The 22,289-nt window shown below is 53.9% G+C and carries 31 protein-coding genes and 3 tRNA genes; 5 read left to right on the forward strand and 29 right to left on the reverse strand.

What is annotated here, in order from left to right; translation table 11 throughout:
• From ACJ8J1_RS09760 to ACJ8J1_RS09775, 4 genes are read right to left on the reverse strand one after another with little or no spacing between them, the layout of a single operon-like run.
• Positions 1-1,326 carry a DUF2213 domain-containing protein gene (locus ACJ8J1_RS09760; protein WP_342183483.1) on the reverse strand — a complete coding sequence of 442 codons (1,326 nt, stop codon included), beginning with the start codon at positions 1,324-1,326 and terminating at the stop codon, positions 1-3.
• Positions 1,327-1,329: 3 nt separating this feature from the next.
• Entirely contained in the window at positions 1,330-2,013 is a 684-nt protein-coding gene (locus tag ACJ8J1_RS09765) for a phage head morphogenesis protein (protein ID WP_342183630.1), read from the reverse strand.
• 40 nt (positions 2,014-2,053) lie between these two features.
• Positions 2,054-3,595 (reverse strand): DUF1073 domain-containing protein, encoded by a 1,542-nt coding sequence (locus ACJ8J1_RS09770; protein ID WP_342183484.1) that lies wholly within the window; start codon positions 3,593-3,595, stop codon positions 2,054-2,056.
• On the reverse strand, positions 3,595-5,214 hold the full coding sequence (locus tag ACJ8J1_RS09775; RefSeq protein WP_342183632.1) for a TerL protein: 1,620 nt from the start codon (positions 5,212-5,214) through the stop codon (positions 3,595-3,597). The genes ACJ8J1_RS09770 and ACJ8J1_RS09775 overlap by 1 nt, the downstream gene beginning before the upstream one ends.
• 74 nt (positions 5,215-5,288) lie before the next feature.
• Here ACJ8J1_RS09775 and ACJ8J1_RS09780 point away from each other — a divergent pair, with 74 nt between their 5' ends.
• Entirely contained in the window at positions 5,289-5,477 is a 189-nt protein-coding gene (locus ACJ8J1_RS09780; protein WP_099782372.1) for a YodC family protein, read from the forward strand.
• Entirely contained in the window at positions 5,464-5,730 is a 267-nt protein-coding gene (locus ACJ8J1_RS09785; RefSeq protein WP_099782373.1) for a DUF6953 family protein, read from the forward strand. The genes ACJ8J1_RS09780 and ACJ8J1_RS09785 overlap by 14 nt, the downstream gene beginning before the upstream one ends.
• Positions 5,731-5,773: 43 nt before the next feature.
• Here ACJ8J1_RS09785 and ACJ8J1_RS09790 read toward each other — a convergent pair whose 3' ends face one another.
• From ACJ8J1_RS09790 to ACJ8J1_RS09910, 25 genes are all read right to left on the reverse strand, one after another.
• Entirely contained in the window at positions 5,774-6,796 is a 1,023-nt protein-coding gene (locus tag ACJ8J1_RS09790) for a terminase small subunit (protein WP_213928133.1), read from the reverse strand.
• Between the two features lie 145 nt (positions 6,797-6,941).
• Positions 6,942-7,145, reverse strand: coding sequence for a hypothetical protein (locus ACJ8J1_RS09795; protein ID WP_154746957.1), 204 nt, complete (start codon positions 7,143-7,145; stop codon positions 6,942-6,944).
• 93 nt (positions 7,146-7,238) lie between these two features.
• Positions 7,239-7,721, reverse strand: coding sequence for a hypothetical protein (locus tag ACJ8J1_RS09800; RefSeq protein WP_154746956.1), 483 nt, complete (start codon positions 7,719-7,721; stop codon positions 7,239-7,241).
• A 208-nt stretch (positions 7,722-7,929) separates the two neighbouring features.
• Positions 7,930-8,163, reverse strand: coding sequence for a hypothetical protein (locus ACJ8J1_RS09805; RefSeq protein ID WP_213928134.1), 234 nt, complete (start codon positions 8,161-8,163; stop codon positions 7,930-7,932).
• A complete protein-coding gene (gene lysC, locus ACJ8J1_RS09810; protein WP_422663727.1) occupies positions 8,150-8,419 on the reverse strand; it encodes an Rz1-like lysis system protein LysC in 270 nt (89 codons plus the stop codon). Before lysC ends, ACJ8J1_RS09805 begins: the two co-directional genes overlap by 14 nt.
• Entirely contained in the window at positions 8,319-8,705 is a 387-nt protein-coding gene (locus ACJ8J1_RS09815) for a hypothetical protein (RefSeq protein ID WP_342183488.1), read from the reverse strand. Before ACJ8J1_RS09815 ends, lysC begins: the two co-directional genes overlap by 101 nt.
• A complete protein-coding gene (locus ACJ8J1_RS09820; protein ID WP_213587103.1) occupies positions 8,702-9,232 on the reverse strand; it encodes a lysozyme in 531 nt (176 codons plus the stop codon). The genes ACJ8J1_RS09815 and ACJ8J1_RS09820 overlap by 4 nt, the downstream gene beginning before the upstream one ends.
• Positions 9,232-9,486, reverse strand: coding sequence for a phage holin (locus ACJ8J1_RS09825; RefSeq protein WP_342183490.1), 255 nt, complete (start codon positions 9,484-9,486; stop codon positions 9,232-9,234). Before ACJ8J1_RS09825 ends, ACJ8J1_RS09820 begins: the two co-directional genes overlap by 1 nt.
• Positions 9,487-9,609: 123 nt before the next feature.
• Positions 9,610-10,332: a PACE efflux transporter gene (locus ACJ8J1_RS09830; protein WP_342183491.1), complete on the reverse strand. Its 723-nt coding sequence runs from the start codon at positions 10,330-10,332 to the stop codon at positions 9,610-9,612.
• 590 nt (positions 10,333-10,922) lie between these two features.
• Positions 10,923-10,997 (reverse strand) — tRNA-Gly (locus ACJ8J1_RS09835).
• A gap of 2 nt (positions 10,998-10,999) precedes the next feature.
• Positions 11,000-11,074, reverse strand: a tRNA-OTHER gene (locus tag ACJ8J1_RS09840).
• Between the two features lie 2 nt (positions 11,075-11,076).
• A tRNA-Ile gene (locus ACJ8J1_RS09845) sits at positions 11,077-11,153 on the reverse strand.
• A gap of 197 nt (positions 11,154-11,350) precedes the next feature.
• The gene (locus ACJ8J1_RS09850; protein ID WP_172756092.1) at positions 11,351-12,187 is read right to left on the reverse strand and encodes an antitermination protein Q; all 837 of its coding nucleotides are present in this window, start codon (positions 12,185-12,187) and stop codon (positions 11,351-11,353) included.
• Positions 12,184-12,471, reverse strand: coding sequence for a DUF1364 domain-containing protein (locus ACJ8J1_RS09855; protein WP_342183494.1), 288 nt, complete (start codon positions 12,469-12,471; stop codon positions 12,184-12,186). Before ACJ8J1_RS09855 ends, ACJ8J1_RS09850 begins: the two co-directional genes overlap by 4 nt.
• On the reverse strand, positions 12,468-13,061 hold the full coding sequence (locus tag ACJ8J1_RS09860) for a DUF1367 family protein (RefSeq protein ID WP_342183496.1): 594 nt from the start codon (positions 13,059-13,061) through the stop codon (positions 12,468-12,470). The genes ACJ8J1_RS09855 and ACJ8J1_RS09860 overlap by 4 nt, the downstream gene beginning before the upstream one ends.
• Before the next feature lie 69 nt (positions 13,062-13,130).
• Entirely contained in the window at positions 13,131-13,322 is a 192-nt protein-coding gene (locus ACJ8J1_RS09865; RefSeq protein ID WP_342183498.1) for a hypothetical protein, read from the reverse strand.
• Positions 13,323-13,478: 156 nt separating this feature from the next.
• Positions 13,479-14,306: a hypothetical protein gene (locus ACJ8J1_RS09870; protein ID WP_342183500.1), complete on the reverse strand. Its 828-nt coding sequence runs from the start codon at positions 14,304-14,306 to the stop codon at positions 13,479-13,481.
• Between the two features lie 86 nt (positions 14,307-14,392).
• On the reverse strand, positions 14,393-16,564 hold the full coding sequence (locus ACJ8J1_RS09875) for a DNA cytosine methyltransferase (protein ID WP_342183501.1): 2,172 nt from the start codon (positions 16,562-16,564) through the stop codon (positions 14,393-14,395).
• A 106-nt stretch (positions 16,565-16,670) separates the two neighbouring features.
• Positions 16,671-16,916, reverse strand: a complete 246-nt coding sequence (locus tag ACJ8J1_RS09880; RefSeq protein ID WP_274851939.1) for a hypothetical protein — start codon at positions 16,914-16,916, stop codon at positions 16,671-16,673.
• A 3-nt stretch (positions 16,917-16,919) separates the two neighbouring features.
• Complete coding sequence (locus ACJ8J1_RS09885) at positions 16,920-17,342, reverse strand: hypothetical protein (RefSeq protein WP_342183502.1); 423 nt, start codon at positions 17,340-17,342, stop codon at positions 16,920-16,922.
• 44 nt (positions 17,343-17,386) lie between these two features.
• The gene (locus tag ACJ8J1_RS09890; protein WP_342183504.1) at positions 17,387-18,802 is read right to left on the reverse strand and encodes a replicative DNA helicase; all 1,416 of its coding nucleotides are present in this window, start codon (positions 18,800-18,802) and stop codon (positions 17,387-17,389) included.
• On the reverse strand, positions 18,792-19,529 hold the full coding sequence (locus ACJ8J1_RS09895; RefSeq protein WP_342183506.1) for a helix-turn-helix domain-containing protein: 738 nt from the start codon (positions 19,527-19,529) through the stop codon (positions 18,792-18,794). Before ACJ8J1_RS09895 ends, ACJ8J1_RS09890 begins: the two co-directional genes overlap by 11 nt.
• Positions 19,530-19,531: 2 nt before the next feature.
• Positions 19,532-19,750, reverse strand: coding sequence for a hypothetical protein (locus ACJ8J1_RS09900; protein ID WP_047568246.1), 219 nt, complete (start codon positions 19,748-19,750; stop codon positions 19,532-19,534).
• 24 nt (positions 19,751-19,774) lie between these two features.
• Positions 19,775-20,227, reverse strand: a complete 453-nt coding sequence (locus ACJ8J1_RS09905; RefSeq protein ID WP_195880698.1) for a toxin YdaT family protein — start codon at positions 20,225-20,227, stop codon at positions 19,775-19,777.
• A 60-nt stretch (positions 20,228-20,287) separates the two neighbouring features.
• On the reverse strand, positions 20,288-20,521 hold the full coding sequence (locus ACJ8J1_RS09910) for a YdaS family helix-turn-helix protein (protein WP_072269162.1): 234 nt from the start codon (positions 20,519-20,521) through the stop codon (positions 20,288-20,290).
• Positions 20,522-20,630: 109 nt separating this feature from the next.
• Here ACJ8J1_RS09910 and ACJ8J1_RS09915 point away from each other — a divergent pair, with 109 nt between their 5' ends.
• From ACJ8J1_RS09915 to ACJ8J1_RS09925, 3 genes are all read left to right on the forward strand, one after another.
• Entirely contained in the window at positions 20,631-21,089 is a 459-nt protein-coding gene (locus tag ACJ8J1_RS09915) for a helix-turn-helix domain-containing protein (RefSeq protein WP_195880699.1), read from the forward strand.
• A gap of 536 nt (positions 21,090-21,625) precedes the next feature.
• Positions 21,626-21,940, forward strand: a complete 315-nt coding sequence (locus tag ACJ8J1_RS09920) for a hypothetical protein (RefSeq protein ID WP_342183510.1) — start codon at positions 21,626-21,628, stop codon at positions 21,938-21,940.
• A 10-nt stretch (positions 21,941-21,950) separates the two neighbouring features.
• Positions 21,951-22,229: a hypothetical protein gene (locus tag ACJ8J1_RS09925; RefSeq protein WP_338910070.1), complete on the forward strand. Its 279-nt coding sequence runs from the start codon at positions 21,951-21,953 to the stop codon at positions 22,227-22,229.
• The last annotated feature ends 60 nt before the right edge of the window (positions 22,230-22,289 follow it).

Below are 22,289 nucleotides of genomic sequence, written 5' to 3' on the forward strand. Positions count from 1 at the left end.
TTAATAACCTTTTTTAAGTTTGCCGGCGGTAGGGAAATCGGCAGCGAAAGACGATGCAGCCGCGGAGTCATGCGCCAGTTTCGGCGCCTTGACGGCCTGTTTTTGCTCTACGGCATACTTCACCATGCTGCGGTAAGCGCTTGGGTGTACGTCGGTGATATCGATCCCGGCCTGTTCGAGAGCAGTGCGGTAAACCTCCTCGGCGGAGTCCATCGCCACCACGTCACCAATCAGAGGACGCACCTCACTTTCAGCGGTGCGAACCGCCCGGAAGTTTTTCGCCGCCGCCTTGGTGGCGTTGTCAGCCGCCAGCCTGATAGCCGCGTCCATCGCCGGTTTGCTGACCGTATCGGGATTTGGTTTTACCGGGTCTTTTGCTGGCTCGTTCGGGGTGTCATCCGCAGCCGGCATCAGTACCGCTTTGATTTTTTCCAGCACTTCCTCCGGCACTTTGTCGGACAACAGCGCCAGGATGCTTTCCAGTGGGTTTTCGGTATCAAACGCTGGTCCGTTCTCTTCCGGCTCGACCACCTCTTCAGCTGCCTCCATCAGTTCGGCAAGCTCGGCCGGCTCGATTTCCATATCCTGCGCCAGGCGGCCGGAAAACGCGGATTTGACCGCATTCGCGATCGCGTTGGGGCGTTTATGCTGGCCCACCAATTGCGTGAGGTCTTTCGGCGAGGCGTCTTGCGCCAGGCGAGGTTTAAGATAGGCGCCCAGCGCTGCGCGCATGGCGACACCCTTGCGATTTAATTTCATGTTTTGTAACTCCTTCGGGAGGCAATCAAATACCAGCACATCGGATCCGGCCCGGCCGTCACCGACCAGCGCCACGTGGTTACCGACGATATCCCGCATCACGCCGTCAAATTTGACGCCATCCGGGGTAACGCCTGGGGTCATGTCAGCGACGTACGCATACGACGATGACAGTTCTCGTTGCTCGTCGGTCTCGATACCGGCGATGGCGGAGTTGTCCCAAATCGACAATCCGTTTGTTAGGTAGGTGCCATCAAAATCACTGTTGGCGTGCGTTGTCCCCACCCGAAGCTCACGCGCGGGCGCGCCTGGGTAATCAGGCTTGTGTCGGCAAAGGATGGGGATGTTATTGAAGGTTTTCGCTGCCTTGCGCAGCTCGTCGGGGTCGCGGTACAGCATGTACAGCCGGTCGGGCTCAAGTCCCAGCGCCTCGGAATTCGGGATTTCTCGCCCGTAATAGCCGCACACGTTGGCCTTGCTGATGTTGCTGCGTTCTACCTGCAGCCGTCCGACCTTATCAATTTGCCGTACCGAACCCCGGTCAAATGCCAGTCGTTCAGTCGTCATTCATTACTCCAGTCCCGGTAAAATCGCCTCCCATCCACATCTGCAACGTATTTTTTCGCCTGGCATGATCCACTCGCCATCGATAAACATGCCTTTGTCCAGATCGAACTCTTTGCCGTCGGCTTTCACATGGGAGGGGCGCGGCTCTTTCCCTGCGTGGGAATGGCGCCAGCGCCCGCGGCGGATGCCAAGCGCACGCTGGCGCGCCGACTGCATGGCAGACGTTGCCTTGTTGTTCTGATCCAGCGCGATAAAAGCCGCCCGGCGCCGGGTGACGCCATAGCGCTGTTGCAGCTCTTTGGTAAGGGTGCCGAGATCACGCCCACGGGATACCGACTTCATTACCAGCGTTTCGACCTGCGTGAGGTACTGCTGCGGAATGGAGCGGATCAGATTGACGTTCTCGGTGATGGTCGCCTGCAGCGCGTTGTTCATTTCCGCCGTCATTTTGAATGGCACCGTGAAACCGGCCTGCTGCAATGCAGTGGAAAGCGACGCGTCGCTATTTTTCATCACATCAGAAGCGAAACGCTCAGCCAGTTTCCCGGCCAGCACATCGAATTTTTTTCGCCAGCGCCGCGACAATTTGCGCATGGCATCGCGCATCATGATCGCCGGTGAGGCATCCTGCGCCAGCCCGGTCTGACGGTATTCGGCGCGCAACCAATAAAGCGTGCTGTTGTGCAGCTCCTGCACCGCCCTGTCCAGCTGCCGCCGGTACCAGGCCTCAATCCCCGCGTTGGGTCGGATCTGACGGAGGGTCTTTTTCCGACGCGCTTTCCTCGAGGTTGAAGTTTTCGTCGTCTTCGTCGTCAATCTCAATCTCCCCGCTTAAATCCAGACCGCTGTAGGGGCTGTTCGGATCAGAGGCCAGTTTTTCGCGCACCTCGTTATTCGTCACTGAGCCAATGGCCTCGTAAATCTGGTCCGTCTCCGCTTCTGTTTTGCGGATGGCGGCCTGCTGTTCACGCGTCATTTCGTGCAGGGATTCGAATTCAAAGGTGATGTCCGGATCGATGTCGCCAAACTCCGACAGCTGGATAATGTCCATCACGCGCTTTATCGGGTGCTTGAGTAACCTGGACGCGCTGGCCGCTATCGTGTCGTAGAACACCTTGATCTCGCCCTCGCTCGAGGCATTCAACCCCGTGGGGCTCAGGCCGGCGAACTTCACCGACGGGATCGCGCTGACAAAGAACATGTGCTCTTGTGCCTGCGCCTGCAGCGTATCCAGCCCACTCAGTGGTGTGTTGAACTGGAAGAACTCCTCCTGTTGCTTGTCCAGAATCAACAAGCCGCGCGTGTCCCGCGTGCGGTTATACAGCTCCGCGCGCTTGGCATAGTTGGGATCGTTCTTTCCGCTTAACGCATTCGTCATGTTCGTGCTGATGCCGCTCAGGGAAAAGGAATGAAGCACATCCCCCACGCTATCGCGGGTACGCAACCAGTTATTGACGTAAGGCTCGGCGATTTGTGTCAGCGACAAGCCGCCGAAGTTATAGGCCGGCTTCAACATGTCAGGCACCGGCCTGGAAATCAGATCCAACATGCGGCTGGCGTGCACGGTCTTACCCATCACGAACCACTCCGCCGGCTTGTAGAAATCATCGCTCAGCGGGTTATCGGCGTTGTAGATGCCTGGGTAGGTCCATACCGGCTCAATCACGCGAAAGCCCACCAGCGAGCCGGGTGTGATTTTTTTGTTGGACAGGAACAGCCGGGATTGCAGCTCCTCCGGATCCGTCCATGCGGACAAACCGCGCGGGGAACGCACATCGATGTATATCTGGCCGCGGCCGAAAAATCCGTCGTGCTCAATAGCCAGGCGGAAAACATCCTGCACCTTGTAGCGCTCCATCGCCTTAACGAGTAGCGCGATGCGGTCAGCCTTGCTTTCATCCCCGTCACTGGCCGCTTTAACCTTGATCCATTTGCGGGTCATTTCCTCGGCGATCACGCTCACCATCCGGCGATATTCCGGCAGCTGGGCGAGTTGAGCCAAATAGGGATAGCCTGGGAAGCCGCCGAAAACGTAGTCAGGGTAGCTGCCGTTCAGTGAATCGTATGGCGTTGCATCCATCGCAAGAATTCCACTGCGGATATCGTCAGGGATAACACCGGCCGGCGGTTCGTACTTCTCGAACTCACGCCGCTTTTTGTGTCCGACCTCGGCGAGCATCTCGTCGCTGATCGCAATCCCTGGCGATTTTGGCGCCTCCTGCACTGGCGGCGCCTCGTCACTCGTTTTTTTTCGCTTAAAGGGCCACATCAAATACTCTCCAAAAAGTCGTCGGAAATGAGCATAGGCATTTCCATTGGGGCGTAGGCGATCATTGTCGAGTCGGCGAGGTTCGGTGATTTGGTACCGTCAGGCTTTTTATCAACCACGATTTTCCCCACACCATTCACCGTGTAAGTGGGCTGGGATAATTCAATAACCAGCTTGTCCTTTTTTTTCATCGTCCCAGAGATGGAAATAATTTCGTCAGGATCAAATTCCATCCCTTCAGTCACTGCGCGGTAGGTTTTTTGGAACCGGGTACGCAGTGACCACCACCCCTGTGCTTTGGCATTGGCGAAAAAGTCCTTGTTAAGACGGGCTGGCCGTCCGTTATCGCCACGAACGGCCTCGCCTTCAGGATCGAATACCGCTCCGCTACCGCGGAATGGCACAGCGACAATTGTTGGTATGTCCTCGGTTTCACGATTTTCGTTTATTACCCGTGCGTCGCCGCGCGCCCCGGCCCCCAGACCGTCTGAGTCAAACCTGAAGTGATCAAGCAGTTGCTGATCGCAAATGTTAAAAGCTTTCTGAACGGTTCCAAAAATGTCGTCGCCCTTCCCCGACCACTCGTCGATATCCTCCAGGAGGAAGCCGTGACGGGACGTAAAAGCGTTGGTGTCCTTGCCCTCATCGGCAACATCCAGCGCCCCCATGCGCACGCCCGTTGGCTCGATGCCAAGCACGATGTGAGCGTCGATAGCCGCCTGCACCCATGCAGACGGGATCAGCACACCCTCGACGGATGCGCTGTAGTTGATGTCGATTTCCTGTGCCACGGTGACAGCGTCGAGCTCCTCTACCTGCTTGTCGTACCAAGCCTGGTCTTTGCGAGGGTCATCACGCCAGTGGAACGTAAACACGTCGATCTTGCCGCTATGACGGCGCTCAGCGAAGGAGTTGGCCATGCCGTTCGGCGTTGAAATGTCCTGCCGGCAGTTGGTGGTGGCAGACAGCGACGCATCAACCAGATAAGGCCGCTCCAGGAACGCGGATTCGTCCACGATGTAGAAACTGGTGCGGTCACCACGCCCGATGCCGTCGCCGGCCTCACCGGTCATTGCTGATTCGGTTTCCGGGAATAGGATGCGCATGTGCGGCGCGTGCTGTTTGGCACTCCAGCCGCCGCGAAACTCTACCGGCAACAGGCTAATGAAGTTACGGGCTTTGTCGAACAGCGACTTCGGTGAGCCGATTTTATCAACGTATTCTTCTTTGCGAGAGCCGAAGCCGGCGAAAACGCCCCGATTAAACAGGCAGAGCGACGACGCCATCCCCACCGTCAGCCACGACATGCCCATGTCGCGGGTTTTCTCCGTGATGCCGGGTTTTGATGCCCGCCAGTGCTCTACAAACCACTGGATCCACTCCTCCTGTTTTGGGAACAGCAGAAATGGGATGCGAGCCGGTAAGCCACGCTCGACGTTGCGCGGGTCAACCGTCATTCCCCAATCAATGATGAACTGGGCCGGGTGGTCCTTATAAAAGGCCTTCATGATTGGGAGCGATTCAGGATTAGCCCTGATACGCTGCAGGCGTTCCATCCGCCATTCGAACACCTGGGTGTAGTCCGGGTTTTTGAAGTCGAAGGGGAATGGTATCGGCATAATGAAAACGACCTTGTTGATGTTTGCATGCAAAAGCCACATATTAGATGTGCTTATTAACAAAGGAGATTTTTATGAACAATGCTTTTGATGTTGGTGACTTAGTTAAATTAAAATCTGGCGGTCCAGACATGACTATTCAGTCAGTAAGTGAAACATCGACCTCATATTCATATTGGTGTCAATGGTTTGCTGGGCGCAAGCTTGAGCGCGGCAATTTCTCGGAAGCTTCTTTGGAATCAGCTGAAAATGGAGAGAGCTGAAGTCGCTCAGTGGATGCTAACCGCTCTACGACGCGATAAGTGTCTTTATCAGGATGATGTTGTTGATTACCTGATCAAAAATAATGACGAATCGCACTTGACCGAAAATACAGATGGTAACCAAGTTTTGGGACGCCCTCTCCTGAATGAATTTCTCAACTTAACGAGAAATGATGTTGTTTGGGTTCGTTCCGGGTTTTACTGGCGCTATCGAGTTGCCGAGGATGAGCCAGGCAGAAATGCCCGCGGTTAATAAATTGCTCACATACAAGGGGGTGCAATATCGCCCCTTTTTTTCAACCCATCATTTTCCGATAAAACTCCGCAGCCTCTTCCGTCGTCATATTGACGCTCTCGGTTTTAACCGGGCCACCATCAGGACCGCTCAATTCAGTCTTGGTTTTTATCATTCCAAGATGCTGGGCAACCATTTTCAGTGCGTCGTCCTGATTGCGGGTGATCACCTCAATACCAAATTTACCTTCCTTGATGCCAGCGAACAGGCGGCGGGCAGCCCCTTTTAAATCACGCGTGTCGTGGAAGTGGGCGCGGCCCTCACCGGCACCATTGCAACGTGGGCAATCAGGGTTTGGATCCAGCGTGGAGTCAAAACCGTAGCCACCTTTGTCTCGCGGCGGTGGTTTCTTCGCTGTCTTGGCCTTCTCGCTCGCCTCTTCATACTCAACAGCGTCACGCCACTGGTACTGAAACCCAAAGCCCCAGCAATGGCGACAGCACAACCGGCGGTACTCGGTGATCTGGTTGGCGTCGGCGGTAGCGATGTCCCACCACAGTTTCAAGACTTCATCCTGGGTGATCTGGGTGCGACGTTCGCGAGCAGCCAGCGCGTCGCTGATTGCCCTATTCACCTTAGCGTTTCTATACATGCGGCTGGCGCTGACATAGGCCGTGTTGCCTTCGCCCTTCCCACCCGCACGTTTGTATGCCGCCGTCCTGTTCAGATCGATGAGGTACTCATTCACGAAACGCCACTGCATATCGTTTAACCCGTATTTGCGCGGGTCTAGGCCTGGCGTATCGTCATCCCCATAACCGGCATAAGGATTGATGTCATTATCCGGGGCGACTGCTTCTATGTTGGCTTTGGGACTGGTACGCACCTTTCCATTATGCGTACCGCTTTTGCGTACCTGCGTACCTTTTTGCGTACCGCTCTTTCCCTTGCGTACCCAGCCATGCTTTTTGGCGCGCTTCCTAATTGCCCCCTCACTGAGGCTGTATATCTGTGCCAGGTCGCGGAGAGAAAGTTGACCGGCACAGTAATCGCGCTCAAGGCCGCTTTCTTCCGGTTTTGCCATAACGTTCTCCGTGAATAAAAAAGCCACGGGCAACCATGATCTGAGTGATCGGTGGGTGTCGCCTGTGGCTTTGCTTGCGCATTACGCAGCACCTGGATAGATGCTCTGTGATGGGCAATAAAAAACCGCCCGGAGGCGGTTTAGTTTAAACTCTCTTTTCTAAGACATCTTGTATAGCATCAGCCAAACGTTCAATGCTCTCAGCTACGTTTGCGAGATCAAGCTTTACTTGATGAGCATTGTCACCAGAACCAACAGATGCCTTTGCAATTTCTAATGCAGCATCTACAGCTTTAATTCTCTTCCGCTGCTCTCGAGTTGCAGTGGGGCCATAATAACCATCTAGCATTTCTGACTCCTTCCGATTGATGGGATTATTTATGTTAGCACCCCTTAAACCCTCAATCGATGCCAGCACATCACATTATTAACATCAAGCACTCTACAAAGAAGTATTTAGCAGCTTATCTTCCTTTCTAATTTCAACTATTCTATCAATTATAATTTCATTGTTAATCTTACCCTGCAGGTAATCATAAACTAGCAGGGATATTTCATTATAAATTTCAGATGCTTGATTCCTTAAAACTTTGTTATGGAAAGTTAACGTCCCCTCATAAACCTCGTCAAGACTCTTTAAAATTGAGAATGCTTCATCGACTTGATGCTGAGGTTTATTAGATGAAGCGAACATATTCCTTGAAAAGGTAATTTTCATCTGAAACCGAAAAACAGATAATTTGAGTTTCTTTATTTCTACTGCCTTGTCTTGCAACTTCCAAACACTGATGGCCCGATAGGCAACAATTGCAGCAAAAAGTGTGACCCCTGTAGAGCAAAAGGCAGCAACCATGCCCCAAAAAGCCCAATTTGCTGAGTCTCGAGCCGCCAGCATCGACTCATAAGAAATTAAATCAGCGTCCATTTTCACCTCACGATTTTGACGAGGTGATTTTAGTTACCGTCTCTCCGGCTGTCACACCGTTTCTTCTACCACGGCTGATGTTTCCGCTATGACCGCCCCCTAGCTCGCGGGTTATTAACCGTATTTGATTTCTCCCACCCGCTCACCGTGAGGAGCCCGGGTCGTGGCTAAGGCAGGAGAACGGCGACGGCTCGGCGCTTTGGGTGCATTACTCTTTTTTGCGGCGCAGCAGCAGCTGGCGCACGAAGATGATCACCAGCATCAGGCCGAATACCGTTCCCCAGTTAATTGGCACGATGGACGCCCAGCCAGCGGATGACGCCAAAAGATTCCACGCGGCCAGCATACCCCAGGAGAACAACAAGCCCAGACCGATCACAATGGCAATGGTGCCACCGCCCACCAGCAGAACAGCCAGCACGTCAGTATCATTTTTTTTCACTCGTTTTCTCCAGTAAGCCGGCCCGCCAGGCGTTCAGCGTGGCAACTCTGCCGGCACAAATTTTCAGTGAGGTTTGTAGTGCCAGCGTATAGCCGACGGCGTCGCCCCATGTGTCGCCGGCCATTTCTGGCTGCTCACATAGAGTGAATACAGATTCAGGGGGAAGGAGGATTAACGGCGCCGGGGGTTGTTCCGGTGTCCGGGCGCAAGAGCTCAAGCACGGCGGCAGGCAGAGGCTGAGCAGCACAGGCATCATTCTGGATTGCTTCACGATATTTCCTCTGGTAGTTTTCGCCCTGCTGGCGCAGCTGCTGCTCTCTCCGTTGCTGTTCGGCCATCATTGCGCGATTACGGGCGTCATCCGCGCGCAGTGTGGTGATCAGTCCTGCCTGTTGCGCCAGCGTCTTCTGTTGTTCTGCAGTCTGCTGGCGTGCCAGCTCCAACCGGTGCGACAACAGCGAGCTGTAACCGCCGAGGCAAATTGACGCCACCAGCAGGAGCAGCATTACCCCGCCAGCCAGTTTTAAGAGCCAGGCGCTCATTTGTCTAATCCCCAGCAAGCCAGCTCGGCTTCCTGATCGCGCCTTACGATCTGCCCGTAGCAGTTATTCGAACGGATACGGCAATCTCGGCCGCCATCGTAAATCCAGCCACGGATTTCTCTGCAGGCGCCGATGCGGTCGCCGGCATTCAGTTTTCTGTAAAAGGTGGATGTGAAGCACTTAGCAGGGCCGATATTCCACGGACAGAACGAGGCGATCCCGACTTTTTGCGGTTCGGTCAGCGTTACCTTGACGTTGCGATCCACCCAATCGAGCGCCTTTTTCTGCTCGACTGCGTCAATCTGCTTGCACTGCTCAGCGCTCAGGCGCTGCCCCTTAACGACCTTTTGGCCGTTGACCATCGTCACACCGCCGCAAATTGTCCAGATGCCGACACCGTCTTGGTATGCAGTCAGGCGCTGACCTTCTTTTTCTTCCTGAAACTGCGACATCATGACCGGGGCCGATGCGCCGGCAGCAATCAACGCCAGCATAGCGGCGCTGAGTTTGGTTTTTATCGAAGCCACTACTCGCCCCCTAACAGGTCAACGTCCCGCGCGCTGATGTTCTTGTTTGAGCGGTCAATGAGGTACATTTTCAGTAACCTTTCTCGCCGGCACCTGAACCAAATACCCACGATGCACCCAATAACGGAACTGAAGATGCCGACAAAAATGCCGATCACCATCCACTCACTGGGCGAGAAATAATTTATTGCCCCGAGCAACAGGCCTACCAGCCAGCCGCCATGCGTGGCGCTATCTGCGATTTTTTCCGGCATGGATCTCACCTTTCCCCCTTCCGGGGATCTGTCCCGGTACCGGGCGATAAAAACAAAAAAACCACCTTCCGGTGGCTTTCAATTGCACATTGAAAAATGTGCGGAAATTTAAATACGATACTCTTAGCTAGTAGGCTCGCGCTTAGTCACCAAAATCCAACGAGCGTAGTCGTAACACCAGTTGAAGATGATCGTATAAGGCAGGAAAAAGAGGACTAATCCAATCTCAACAACGAAAGCCTGAACTAAAGGCAGCCCAAGCAGAATCATTGCCATCGGCGTTAACAAAACAATCAGCCCAACCTCAAATGTCACTGCATGCGCTACACGCACCATGAAACTCCGCTCAAACCCATATCTATTCTGAAACTCATCAAAAAATTTGTTGAAAATGTAGTTCCAGATGGTTGCTGTCAAAGCAGAGGTTACAGAAAGCAATGCGGACTGGATCAGGGGAACTTGTAAGGCAAATGCGACAAAACAAGCAGTTAGAACATTTGCTAACAGTTCGAATAGAACTGCATGAAAAACTCTTTCTTTACGACTTTTATTCAGCTCAATCTTCATTTTACCTAACTTTATGTTTCTCAAGAAGAATGGGCGCACATTGTAGACGACTATGATTAAACTTCTTAATAACGAATTACTATGAAGCGTGTTTTTTTTATTGGGAGTGCCACAGTTGAAAGAGTTCAGCCAGCAGCCGTAAACACAGCCGGTAAGAGGGGGAGCCGTGTGTGTCGTCCGTTGGCTGGGGCTGAAATGCAAAAAGCCCCGCACTATGGCGAGGTTTGAATGTGGTGTGGTAGCGGGACTCGAACCCGCATTCAGGATCAGCATTAGCATCATGCCTTCCCTGCCAGATAGCCCGGTTGATGCTTTACTCTATCCATCTAACCCGCAAACGGGAATTGAGTTGCACCACACAGATAAGAACACTGCATTATTCAACAGCTATCAAGCAAATTAGGTTTCTCAGGCCCGCCCGATAGCTGCTCATGCTCCCGCTCTGTATAAAACCCAGCGCTTGCAATACTCTTAACTGTTGTGATCAAAAAAGCCTGGCGATTTCCAGAAATTTCATTTTCAGCTCAAGGCAATGAGACGCGCTCCCCGCTTGATTTCCATGTAGCTTCTTTCAAAGTGAAATACCTCCAACACACCGAACCAGTCTTTTTTAATAGCCGCCTTACGCGGCGACCGATCATCGCTCCATTGACGCTTAAGCGTTCGAATTTGCCACCAGCGCTTTATGGTGATAACCAATATTAGTCTCGATATAAAGGTGGAAAGTGAGTGAAGTGACAGCATAGTCTTTACTACGCTGTCCGCTGTCCGCTGTCCGCTGTCCGCTGTCCGCTGTCCGCTGTCCGCTGTCCGCTGTCCAGGTGGTGGCGTCTGAACAAAAAATGCAACCTGCATTACGGCGTCATGTTTGGAGCGGTCAGCGGGAATCGAACCCGCATCATCAGCTTGGAAGGCTGAGGTAATAGCCATTATACGATGACCGCATTGGTCCGCCATCGAGGCCTCGAACCCCGTACCTACAACTTAATGGTCGTTGCTCTTCCTGCTGAGCTAATGGCGGTTTGGTGGCCCTTGCTGGGCTTGAACCAGCGACCGAGCGATTATGAGTCGCGCGCTCTAACCAACTGAGCTAAAGGGCCGAGGCGCGAATACTAATGCAGTCAGCATAACCACACAATACCCATTGATATTTCTTTACATATTAACCTCCACATAGCAAAAAGCCCGCACAGAGGCGGGCTTGTCAACGTCAGGCGCAAAACACCCATCGTTAGAGAGAAACTACCACAGTTTCGGGAAAAGTAAATAGCTCACGATAAAATAACCCGCTATTTTGTCATCCAGTCGTTGTCCGTAACGCCGTGTTTGCCCACGACTCCTCGATATCCAACTGGGTGATCATCTCGTCATAGAATGGCTTCACCGATTTTTTCCAAGTGTCTAATGAGATACTTTCAGTGATACACGCTATCGCTCTATAAGCCTGGGTCGAGGGAATTCGTTCGTATCCCCGCCCTGAGCAGCGTTTGCAGGGTTTCCTCACCGGTACTCCTTGGCGCTCTGACTCCTCTTTGTCGATGGCCACTCCACGACCGCGGCAGTCATTGCAGGCCGTTTTTATCATCCGCTTGCCGTTGCATTTTGGGCACACCCTGCGGGTGATTTCATAAAAAGCGTGCTTCACCCGCATTTCCCGACCATCCATCTGCGTAATCGATGCCGGCAAATCTCCGCGCACGAAGCTGTCGACAGTGTCGTGGGCCTTAGCCAGCTTGTTCATGACAAATTTCCGCTCTTCGATAAAGCCATTATCACATGCGTCGCATGGGACCTCGCTGGCAGCACTCCGGGAAAAGTCCAGGAAGGCGAATGCCGCCAGGGTAAGTACCACCCGAGCTTTGGTCTCGCCCGGGAGTTTGCGAATGGCTGCAACCTTGTCGCAGCGCGTAATACTATGCCGAGCCAACAAAACAACTGCCTTTATCTTGTCATCCTCGCTGATGCCAACCTTTCCCAAGAACGCCGACAGGCCCAATTGCGCCTGAGCCTGGCACATACCCAGCGCCCCCATAACATCGCTGATCGTTAAAGAATCCGAAGCCGTTGCAGGTGTCGAGTCCCCCAGCACCGGGGATTTCGGTGAGAAGTATTTTACTGCCGACTCGAGATTCATAATTTACCTTCCTTTCTCAAAATGGCCTGCGTACGGAATACGCCCTCGGCGTGGTAAAGGCGCAGGGTTTCACGTTCATATTCAGTTTTTGTACGAGTATCGATCGCATCATGGCAGTTACTGCAGGCCCAGGCGCCCTGTGCATCATCTGGCTTTATTGCCGTTCCGCTGGTGCCCGCCAGGCGGTAATGCGCCAACGCAGTGGTTTCTGGATTGAAATTACAAACTCCGGGGATCCGCACCTGGCATTCTCGACCGCGAGCCTCTTTGGTTAATTTGCTCACGACGTGTACCCCATCAGCTGGGCGGCCGCGTTTTCTGCAGACTGTTGATCGGGGAAAGTGCGAAACAGGATGTAGTTCCAGAGCACATCAAGGACGGCTTTATAAAATTCGCCGAATTCGATGTCGTCCATTTTGGCGAACGAGATCGACTTTGGCTCATTACGAGTGGTTCCGTCAGGCATGATGAATTCGGTGTAGAAGCCGGCCTGAATGGTTACCCAGGCGCGAAACGCTTCGAAGGATTTGGCAGCGCTAATATTTCCGGCGCGCTTATCGGCCACATCAGCCAAATATTCATCGGCAGCAGCCTGCAGCGCATCTTCGCCGCCGGCGTAATATGCGAGGAATTTTACATACCCATTCACAAGCACTTTGTCTGCGGAGGATATGGCGCCACCGGTCGGCTGCCAGTAGTCGAAGCCGAGATTCAGCAACGAGAACAGCTTGCGGTGAAATACCGGGTTTCTGGCCTGTTTGAAATCGGCGTATAAAACAGAGCCGACTTTTTTGGATCGCAGAAAATCCCTGGCATCCCTGGTTGCGGGTACCAGCAGATCACCTGCTGCTTTGATGTACGAATACTGCGCCATTGATAATCTCCAGTAGCGCAGCAGTTGCTCAGAATTCGAACGGGCTGGGTGTTCAGTCCAGCCCGTTAATTATAGCGCGTTTCCATCAGGTCTTACAACCGAATAACCTGCGGATTTTGCCAAATCAATCAACACGTTAAGTGATGCTATGTGCTCATTGTCCTTAACTACGCGGATGCCGGTTATTACTCCATTTTCGCAGGAGATAACCATTCTTCCGGTGCCGGGCAATGATTTAACTAAATCTTTAATATCAATCAATTAACTGTCTCTTTATTATGTACCGCAAGTATATTGCATCAAAATGCTGTACAAATAAACAGTTGTTATTTTTGTGCGAAGCGTCAAACAAAAACCCAAAGAACGAAAAAGCGCTTTGGGCTACAGATCATTCAAATAACGAATTGTCTTTACAACTTATTTAGGCTCTCTAGTTGCAATGGCGCATACTGCCATCATGGCTTCTAAAGTATACCTCTTGTAAAACTTTACAAATCCCTTATAGAAAACAAACGCCAAAACAACAGAGGTAAAAATCGGAGTAAATCCTATACCGACATCCATCCCGTATTTTAGGAAAATCAGCATCCAAAAAACAATAACAAATATCATAGCTATATTTCTTGTGAAACCATACAATGCAACGTAATTTTGTAATTTGGACGCGTGTGCTTCAGAGTTTTCGAATGCGTAATGGTATATCAGCCTAAAGCTATCCCCATCCACCCCAGTATCATTACTCATACCTGATGTGTTCATCTTAAATTTCTTATTCAATATTTCAAGACAGAATTCAAAAACGATAGGTTTAAGACGCGTATCCATTTCTTTATTTTGTCTGAATTTCCAGTGCGTAAAAACATCTGGTAAAGATATTGGCAAAATTGCTAACCAAAGCATAATCCTACCTGTTTTTGACAGAATATCAGCATTATAAAAGTATCCTTTCCCTTTTCCAGAAATCAGATATTGAGATGGAAAGCCATTATTGCAGTTAGAGTATTTCTCAACCATGAAAGATGACACCAAGGCTAAGAAATGACCAACCACATATGATAATATAACCAATGGCAAGAAGTTTAATAATTCACCAAGTGAATTATTGTTTTGGGAAAGATATCCCCTAGCCTCGGTAGCTATACCCCAGTGATAATGCTCCCCTCCGAAATAGAGTATGTATAAAAATAAGGCACCAGGTATCAGGTACCCAAGGAAGTCGTAAAATGAAAATGGATTTTGTTTCATGGCTATCTCACATAAGTAATTCAGAATACAAAATAGCCACATTAATAAAATTTGCAAATTTAAAAGTTAATCATTTAAATTTTGCTTTATGCGGCAATCCTCCAAACGCAATACTGCGGCATATTCGCCCGCACCAGCGCCTCAGCAAATGGCGGCGGCACAGAGTTACCACAACGCGCAACCTGTTCCGATTTAGGCCAGCGGGTGCCGTCTATATCCTGATCGATGATGTAGCTGCGCGGGAAGCCGTTGGCGTTATACAGCTCTCGCGGTTCCAGCATGCGCATACAGATATCGACCACCATGTATTCGCCGACCTGGATAAACTGCGGGCGTGGCGCCGGGAACAAGTGACTGTCGTCCGGATCGTCGCTGAATTCGTCCATCAACCGCGCGCAGCACCATGCGTTATAACGCTGGTCGTCGGTGATCAGCGTTGGCTCGCATTTCACCTCAGTGAGGCCGAACCGATCATGCGTCGGCACTGTGTGCATCGGTGCGTCGACGTCGATCCCGTCTTTCTCGTTGCCGTAGTATTTCTGCAGGTACGCAGTCACGTGGCCAATATGATTTCCGCCAGCGGTGAGCGTTGACGCTGGCGCATTCGTCGGCCGCCCGTCTTTGCATGTTCCACGTAGCTGCACCAGGTGCGACGTACAAAGTGAGTGGTGATCGACCTGCGTCACCGTGTGCATTGGCTCGTCCATTCCCAGCCCGGCGCCGGTGTAGTTCCCGCCGTAGTGCTTGATAAAATGGGCTGCTGCCACTGCGGTATGCGATTCCGTCGGGATGGTCGCCGTTGGCGCGCCGATACTGCGCGGCTTGCCGGAATATGTCGGGCCGCCAGCGCCCACCAGCACCGCACTGGCCAGCTGCGTTTTGCCTCCGCCGCCAGGCATGATCGTGCCCACCGGCGCATCGGCGCGCTGGCCGGTGCTGTTCCCAAACTGGCGCACAACCACCGGCGCCGCCACGGCGAAACCATGGGTTTGCGTGACCGTCTGCAGAGGCAGGCGGCCAGACTGGCCCCGGAAGCAATCGTATTTGGTTCGGTTGGACGTGTGATTGCACTTCACGGCGAACGGCTCGATCAGCAGGTGCTCGGCTTTGCTTGTGACCGTTGTGAGCGGTGTGCCGGTGGCATACTGCCGGCCGTCTCCGCCGAACCCTGTTTGCCCGATTTGGACGATGTACGGATCTGGACAGTCGATAACGTAGCGCTTCAACCCCTTCACGATGCGGCGCAGCGTGTTGTCGGCCAGCGGCTTTTTGCGCCCCATGATGCTGCGTGTTGGGACTGACCAGTCGATGCACTCAGCAGCAGTGCGGTACGGCTGCAGCTGCCCCGCCAGCACCTCGGCGCTGTCCGGCGCTCCATGGGATGGATCCGGCCACACAACGGACTCGCCATCGCAACGACTGACAACAAACAGGCGTTTGCGGATGGTCGGCGCGCCATAATCACAGGCGCGCAGCTCTTTGTGGTCGACGTTATAACCCAGACCTGCCACCAGGCGGCAGGCGTCGTCGCTGTCGATATCGATGCGAAGAAATTCGCATGCCTCGGCCAGCGCCGGGCAATCTGGAGCCACACCGCTGCTCAGCATGCCGATAAACGCCTTGAAGGTTTCACCGGTGTACGCTGGATCCGGGAACAGATTGCCTTTTTTGTCGGCTTTGAGCGGCCCCCATGAGCGGAATTCTTCGACGTTTTCCAGCATCAGGTAACGCGGCCGCACCGCCAGCGCCCAGCGCAGCACCACCCACGCCAGGCCGCGGATCTCTTTCTTGACCGGCGTGCCGCCTTTCGCTTTTGAAAAGTGGCGACAATCAGGCGAGAACCACCCCAGCAGTACCGGCAGTCCACCGGTGGAAATCTTCGGATCAACGCTGAAAATGTCTTCCGGGTAGTGCAGCGTGCGCGGGTGATTCACGGCATGCATGGCCATGGCCACCGGGTTGTGGTTCATCGCGATATGCGGCTCGAAACCCAGCGCCTGCTTGATGCCCTCGCAGCTGCCCCCGCCGCCGGCAAACCCGACAACCACCAGCCCGTTTTCCACATCAGGGCGGAAATCAACGATCTGTTTCTGGCGCGCCCAAGCGTGCGCCGTTTTCTGGATTTCCTGCGGGCTGACGCGGTTGAGGAACATCTGATTAATTTTCTGCAGGACGCCCTGCTGTTCATCGCCGCTCAACGCGTGAACTGGCAGCACGGACGATGCGCACTGCTGAACCTCTGTTGGCCAAATGCTCATAACAGCACCACCAGCGCGACAGTCACCGCAACAGCAGCCCAGAAAATCGCGCATGCATAGAACAGCGCCGCCCATGGGTTGTTGATCGCCCGGCCTTTGAAATGTGTCATTGCCCCTTCCCCTCTCTGCGATCACGCCAGTAATTCAGGCGTGCTCTGAAATGTTCCCGGTATTGCTCCGGCGCCTCTTCAATCGCCACCAGCACCTTTGTGCGGGTGATCTTCCGCGCGAATAAGTCGCGTACCAGGCCACAGGCGCGCAGGTCGAACTGCTCTAAATCGCGCTGTTCCTGCGTCCAGTTGCCTCGATTGAATGGCAGGCCGGGTGGTAGATAGTCCGATTGCCCGGCCATGGTTTATGCCCTCGATTCGGCCGCCAGACGGCGCATGACGTCTTTTTCGCGTGGGGGTAGCCCACTTGCCACGCTTTTCTGTATCTCGCGGCGTACGGGCGTTATAGGCTTCAGGATGTGCAGCACCCGATCGAGGGGCATGCGGAGCATCAGCGCGATGCACTCGGGGGAGCGCCCCAGGCGCTGCAGCTCGTAGATACCGGTCATCACCCGGCGGCCGTAGCTGATACGGTCACCGATTTTGACGATCGGGCCGGATTCGGCTGCCGGCCGGGCGACGCGCTGGGGTTTTGGCGGTGGGCAGTACGGCGCGCGGGAACGGGCGCGAGCTGCCTGGTTGATTCTGTCCATGATGGCCGGCAGGTGATCACAGCCGTCATCCATCACAAACCGCTTATCGCGGATCATTTCGTTGATAGTGCTCATGGTCTTTCCTCGTTTTGGTCTTTCAAGCGCTGGTCAGGCGCCGGTTAAAAACTCTTTGTCGCTTCGTTCTTGTCGGCGTAACGCCGCTCTCTCGTTTGCCCAGCTTGCGCCCGGTGCGCGGCCTCCTCGTCAGTTATGTCTCGGATATATCCGTTTTCCAGCAGTGCATACGCGGTGCCAGTAGCACCCTCGCGGTTCAGGCGCAAAATCACTTCCATCAGTTGCTGGTCTGCACCTTTGGTGTATACGGCGTCGCGGTACAGGCCAATCCACACGTCGCAATCCTGCTCGATCTGGCCAGTGTCCTTACTGTCGCTCGGCACCGGGCGCTTGTCGGCACGGTCTTCGAGTTTGCGGTTCAACTGGGTCAGCAGCAGCACCGGGCAATCCAATTCTTTGGCCAGATTTTTTAGACCAGTGGTGATATCGCCATACGCAATATCGCGGCGCTCGGCTTCCTCGGCTTTCATCAGGGTCAGGTAGTCGATCGCAACCAGCCCCACCGTGCCGCGCTGGCGCTTCACTTTGCGGCACTCCGCCACGATGTGCGCCAGCGTTACGCCCGGCGTACTGTCGATCATCAGGTTTGACTCAGCCAGCTCCGTGGCCTTGGCCATGGCGCGCGCCATATCGCTGTCGTCGTGGGCGCCAACGTAGAAAATTTCGGACTTCACGCGGGCTTCCTGTGCGACCATTCGCTCGATGATCCCCCGGTCGGTCATTTCCAGACTGAAAACGAGCGTCGGTAGTCGATGGTTCAGCGCAAAGTGCGCGCCAACTTTGTTGTAGAACGCCGTTTTGCCCATCTTTGGCCGAGCCCCCACCACCACCAGCGCGCCGCGCAGCACCTGTTTCGGGTACATCAGCCGGTCGAGGCTCTCGATCCCCAGCGTCAGGCCGGCGGCGCTGTCCGGGTCTTGGAAGCGGCGATCCATTTCATCCACCCATTCGCCGATCACTTCCCCCGCCACACGCAAGCCGCCACGTTTGCCGGTTCTCGCATGGTCGGATACCGCGGTGATCATCTGCTGTACGCTGGCGAGTTTGCTCGCAGCATCCATGCCGTTGTTAGCGCCTACCAGCTCAACGCAGGCGTAAAGCTTCTCCAGCGCGTAGCGGAGAACGGCTTTCTCTCGCACGGCATGCGCATAGCTAACCATCGCGGGAACGCTGGTATTCCTGCCGGTTTCCGCCAGATACGCGAATCCGCCTACCTGCTCCAGTACGCCCTTGCTCTCGAGTGAATCGCTCAGGGTGATCAGGTCAGTCGGTCGGCTGGCGTTCACCAGCGCGCGCAGCTCGGTGAAAATTATCCGGTGCGCCGCCAGATAGAACGATTCCGGTTTCAGCAGGCCGAACACTATCGCCGCCCTGTCGTGCTCAGTGTTGTGCATCAGGCTGCCGAGAATGGCCTGCTCAAGGTCGATGTTGTACGGCGCGGCCGGCAGGTTATCGATCATCTGCGCGGCCCTCTTTCACGGCGACATAGCAGCGCTCAGTGATCAGGTAGTCGAAGTTTTTACGGCGCCACAGGCCACCGCGACCGTTCGGCCGGTCTTCCAGCATCCACCGGCAGTTCTCGGCGATAAACTGCAGGTATGCCTGCCAGCGGGTTTCGTTGAACTTGAATTTCTTCCAGAAGTTACGCAGCGTGCGCTTACGGGTATCCGTCAGGATCTGCACCGTCGCCATTTCCGGCAGCGTAGCGTGATAGGCTTCGAGGATTTTTTGATAATCCATCCGATCGGCCTGCGGCTGTTCAGGGTGATCAGCGCCAGCTGATCCACCATCAATCGGTTCATTGACTGATTCAAAAGAGTGACTGATTCTGGGTGCAGGAGCTGCACCACCCCCTGGTGCAGGAGATTCACCACCTGGTGCAGGAGCTGCACCATAGGGTGCAGGATTTGCACCACTGCCAGATAAGGTGATGTGGTAAACATTTGAGCGATTAAGTCCGTTCTCAGCCAGGCGTTTTTCAATGCGCACCAGCCCATCTTTGACCAGCTGTCGAATGTGATTTTGCACCGAGCGTTCGGAGATCTCGCACTGCTCGGCGATGTACGGCACCGACGGCCAGCATTCACCCTGATCGCTGGCATTGTCGGCCAGTTTCAACAGCACTAATTTGCGCAGCGGGTTGCCGACTTTGATTTTCATGGCCCGCACCATCATTTCCATGCTCATGATCAGATCCCCAGCGAGTCTGCAAGCTGGCGGCACGCGTCCTGGTACTGCTCCGGCGATAAGTTTTCTTCACGCAGCGCGGCCTTGCCCTGCTCGTATTGTTCCCAGACGGCATGCGCGGCAGCCTGGCGATCTTCAAAGATCGGTCTGATTTCTGCGGCGTCGGCGGGCATGCCATTCAGGCGCCAGCCGTTCCGGTATGTGATGTGGTTGGCTTGCATTGGTCTTTCCTCGGTACAAAATTTTTACGCGGCGCTGGTCAGGCGCTGGGTTTCCTGCAGGGCGACAAGTGCGCCGGCAATGCGTTGCGGCGTGTCACAGGCGCCGAGCAGGATTGCGATAATCGCGGCGGCAAATTCACGGATGGCCACCGAAAGCAAATACTGTTGAGTCGGGCCAGCCAGTCGGGCGCGCCGTTCCGCCGGCAGCGCGGCGAGCATGGCGTCGGCCAGCTCCTCCACCTTCTCACGCGCGGCTTTCGACTCGCTGCGCATGTGGCGGAAAATCGCCTGCCGGTTGGTGTTGATCGCTCGCCAGTCGGCGGCGCCTGTTTCATCTTCGATCGGATACAGCCGAACCCGACCGCCGTCGGTGCCGAGCTGGAACCATGCGCGGGTGATCTCGATGGCAACGTGTTCCTGCCCCTGCTCCGCCGCCCAGCTCAAGATCTCGTTTTTCAGTTTTTCGATGTTTTCCACTTCGCGTCTCCTGTCGCTCGAACCCGATTACGCATAATCAGATTTCGGTGGGGTTGGTTGTTAAGCTGCTGTCTGTTCAGGCAAACCATCTGTCGGTTTGGGATAAATATCTGGTCGCAAGTCGTGAGGTGTAACTTGGAATTTTGTTGCTGCTGCCCATATCAAAACTGCCGGGCCACCCAACAAGCATTCCCCAGTTGCAACGCGACTTACATACCCTTGGGTTTTACCAACGAGCGCGGCGAATTCTTTCTGCTTTACGCCCGAATCTTTCAAAAAGGACTTTAAATCCATGATCGGCTCCTAGTGTCGATGGCTTACTCGAATATTAGTTTTAATAATATCCGCGTGTCAATAGTAATGCGATTGGCTGATAATTAATTTTGCGAATAACATTGGCAATATGAGAAAAAAGACACTGCTTGACGCTGCTGAGATTGAGGCAGCAAGTCGCCTCAAGAGGATTTGGGACGAGAAAAAAATTACCCTGCGCCTTACCCAGGAGAAGGCTGCGGACGCCCTTGGATTTAGCACGCAGGCTACAGTTAGCCATTACCTGAACGGAAACATACCGCTAAATACAGATGCCACGTTGAAGTTTGCCGCTCTTCTTGGTGTTAAGCCGGAAGATATCCGCCCCGACCTGGCTGAAATGATGAATTACATCAGGAAATCGGGATCTCATACCGAGGATTACGCGGCCCCTGGCTGGAGATTACTTAAGCCTGAATATTCAGAACTCATAGACCTGTATGAGCGTCTACCGCAAAGCGAGAAAGAGCGGCATTTATCTGAATTAAAAGAAAAAACTAAAGACTTTGATCGTCTCTTCGAAGAACTTCTAGCAGCAAGAAAGCAGTAACCCCTCCAAATCCCGGACTTCCGGGATTTTTTTATCCTTATTTTTCAGACGCCTAACTAAAATATTATTTTTAGTATTATTTTCCCCTTGACCTTGAATATGCTCAAAACTAATATTCATTCCATCAACAGCGCACTAACACTGCAGCGGTTGTTCAGAAATGTTCCGCCAGCCGGGCGATACGCGGCAGAGGATTTAAACGTGGTGGTCGTAACTTCGGGGCGTTGTTCTCGGCCACCACAACCCGAAAGACCATGCTGTGTGAGATTTGGCCCCGAGCCTTGGGGCATTTTTTAACGCGGCAATCGAGGAAAGACCAAGGGCCTGACCAGCCTGACAGCCGGGAAAGACCGGCACCAAATTTTAGGCAGTAAAAAGCCCGCACGAGGCGGGCTAATTACCCCGGGTTTACATCTCGGGGAGATGGATGAAAGGGGACCAACCCAATCATCAGGTTGCGCAGGGGACCAACCCTACGCAGAGGAAAGACCAGCTGCTTGCGCTACTGATCAGCAAGCAGTATATCAGGAGTCGCTATGAAAGCACTACAGATACCCGTCACGCTGTTTATTCATGCAACAACATTCCCACTGCCTGAGGGCTTCGCGGTTACTACCGCTGAAATGTCGTCGTTCCGTGGTTATGTTCTGCTGGAAACCCGCACAATCAACATCGACGTTAACCAGCCTGAACCGATCGACATCATCGGGAAACAGGTTGAAGCGTTGCAGCTGGAAAAAGCCCGTCTGGCCGACGCCACTTACAAACGCATTGCCGAGATCGACGATCAGGTGCAGCAGCTGCTTTGCATTGAGCACTGCCCTGTCGACGCCGACGAACTCCCGTACTGAGGGCGCGGCCATGAATATCGAAACCCACAATCTGAGCGCCGAGCTGGCGCTGTGGCAACGCCATGAAGAGGCCGGGCAGCGCGACCAATTCGAAGCCGCGGCGACGCACGGCTATTCCGACGAGGCGATCGACGTTTTCACCCACATCGACGGCACCGCCGCCGACACCCGCGACCGCCTGCTGATGGCCGTAATGATGGCGACGCCGGACACCCTGCAGCAGCGCCAGCGTGAGCTTTACAGCTGGTATTGCGACAACGTGAAAGCCGTAGCGCGCGAGAAGTTTTAACCCACCCCGGCGCCTGACCAGCGCCGATTTTTAACAGAGGAAAGACCAAAAATGCCTATC

Source organism: Serratia sp. CY37869 (assembly GCF_052168895.1).
In the GTDB taxonomy this organism is placed as follows: domain Bacteria; phylum Pseudomonadota; class Gammaproteobacteria; order Enterobacterales; family Enterobacteriaceae; genus Serratia; species Serratia ureilytica.

Bases quoted from the DNA above. Each gene is read 5' to 3' on its own strand.
- ACJ8J1_RS09795 (WP_154746957.1), bottom strand. From the start codon at position 7,145: ATGCTAGATGGTTATTATGGCCCCACTGCAACTCGAGAGCAGCGGAAG.
- ACJ8J1_RS09780 (WP_099782372.1), top strand. From the start codon at position 5,289: ATGAACAATGCTTTTGATGTTGGTGACTTAGTTAAATTAAAATCTGGC.
- ACJ8J1_RS09900 (WP_047568246.1), bottom strand. From the start codon at position 19,750: ATGCAAGCCAACCACATCACATACCGGAACGGCTGGCGCCTGAATGGC.
- ACJ8J1_RS09915 (WP_195880699.1), top strand. From the start codon at position 20,631: ATGAGAAAAAAGACACTGCTTGACGCTGCTGAGATTGAGGCAGCAAGT.
- ACJ8J1_RS09800 (WP_154746956.1), bottom strand. From the start codon at position 7,721: ATGGACGCTGATTTAATTTCTTATGAGTCGATGCTGGCGGCTCGAGAC.
- ACJ8J1_RS09830 (WP_342183491.1), bottom strand. From the start codon at position 10,332: ATGCTAATGCTGATCCTGAATGCGGGTTCGAGTCCCGCTACCACACCA.
- ACJ8J1_RS09910 (WP_072269162.1), bottom strand. From the start codon at position 20,521: ATGGATTTAAAGTCCTTTTTGAAAGATTCGGGCGTAAAGCAGAAAGAA.
- ACJ8J1_RS09785 (WP_099782373.1), top strand. From the start codon at position 5,464: ATGGAGAGAGCTGAAGTCGCTCAGTGGATGCTAACCGCTCTACGACGC.
- lysC (WP_422663727.1), bottom strand. From the start codon at position 8,419: ATGATGCCTGTGCTGCTCAGCCTCTGCCTGCCGCCGTGCTTGAGCTCT.
- ACJ8J1_RS09825 (WP_342183490.1), bottom strand. From the start codon at position 9,486: ATGCCGGAAAAAATCGCAGATAGCGCCACGCATGGCGGCTGGCTGGTA.
- ACJ8J1_RS09815 (WP_342183488.1), bottom strand. From the start codon at position 8,705: ATGAGCGCCTGGCTCTTAAAACTGGCTGGCGGGGTAATGCTGCTCCTG.
- ACJ8J1_RS09920 (WP_342183510.1), top strand. From the start codon at position 21,626: ATGAAAGCACTACAGATACCCGTCACGCTGTTTATTCATGCAACAACA.
- ACJ8J1_RS09885 (WP_342183502.1), bottom strand. From the start codon at position 17,342: ATGAGCACTATCAACGAAATGATCCGCGATAAGCGGTTTGTGATGGAT.
- ACJ8J1_RS09770 (WP_342183484.1), bottom strand. From the start codon at position 3,595: ATGTGGCCCTTTAAGCGAAAAAAAACGAGTGACGAGGCGCCGCCAGTG.
- ACJ8J1_RS09870 (WP_342183500.1), bottom strand. From the start codon at position 14,306: ATGAAACAAAATCCATTTTCATTTTACGACTTCCTTGGGTACCTGATA.
- ACJ8J1_RS09860 (WP_342183496.1), bottom strand. From the start codon at position 13,061: ATGGCGCAGTATTCGTACATCAAAGCAGCAGGTGATCTGCTGGTACCC.
- ACJ8J1_RS09875 (WP_342183501.1), bottom strand. From the start codon at position 16,564: ATGAGCATTTGGCCAACAGAGGTTCAGCAGTGCGCATCGTCCGTGCTG.
- ACJ8J1_RS09775 (WP_342183632.1), bottom strand. From the start codon at position 5,214: ATGCCGATACCATTCCCCTTCGACTTCAAAAACCCGGACTACACCCAG.
- ACJ8J1_RS09925 (WP_338910070.1), top strand. From the start codon at position 21,951: ATGAATATCGAAACCCACAATCTGAGCGCCGAGCTGGCGCTGTGGCAA.
- ACJ8J1_RS09895 (WP_342183506.1), bottom strand. From the start codon at position 19,529: ATGAGCATGGAAATGATGGTGCGGGCCATGAAAATCAAAGTCGGCAAC.
- ACJ8J1_RS09890 (WP_342183504.1), bottom strand. From the start codon at position 18,802: ATGATCGATAACCTGCCGGCCGCGCCGTACAACATCGACCTTGAGCAG.
- ACJ8J1_RS09850 (WP_172756092.1), bottom strand. From the start codon at position 12,187: ATGAATCTCGAGTCGGCAGTAAAATACTTCTCACCGAAATCCCCGGTG.
- ACJ8J1_RS09790 (WP_213928133.1), bottom strand. From the start codon at position 6,796: ATGGCAAAACCGGAAGAAAGCGGCCTTGAGCGCGATTACTGTGCCGGT.
- ACJ8J1_RS09880 (WP_274851939.1), bottom strand. From the start codon at position 16,916: ATGGCCGGGCAATCGGACTATCTACCACCCGGCCTGCCATTCAATCGA.
- ACJ8J1_RS09760 (WP_342183483.1), bottom strand. From the start codon at position 1,326: ATGACGACTGAACGACTGGCATTTGACCGGGGTTCGGTACGGCAAATT.